A 294-nucleotide genomic window follows, 5' to 3' on the forward strand; every position below is an offset into this window, starting at 1 on the left:
TGAACTTCGGCACCACTTTGAGCTACGCGCTGGAAGCCGCGGAGTCTCTCGATGCCACGGTAGCCGACATGCGTTTCGTCAAACCACTGGATGAGAGCTTAATTCGCCAGCTGGCCGATAACCATGATCTGCTAGTCACAGTGGAAGAGAACGCCATCGCCGGCGGTGCCGGTTCCGGGGTGATCGAATTTTTGATGAGAGACAAACGTATCAAGCCTGTGCTGCAAATCGGCCTGCCGGACAAATTCATCCATCAGGGCACCCAGGCCGAACTGCATGCTGAACTGGAAATCG

The 294-nt window shown here is 55.4% G+C and carries 1 protein-coding gene; it reads left to right on the top strand.

The annotated features are described in order from the left end of the window. A partial coding sequence (locus ACYP03_RS25590) for a transketolase C-terminal domain-containing protein (protein ID WP_459782617.1) occupies positions 1–294 on the top strand: 294 nt, incomplete at both ends.

This window comes from Photobacterium sp. R1 (assembly GCF_054600795.1).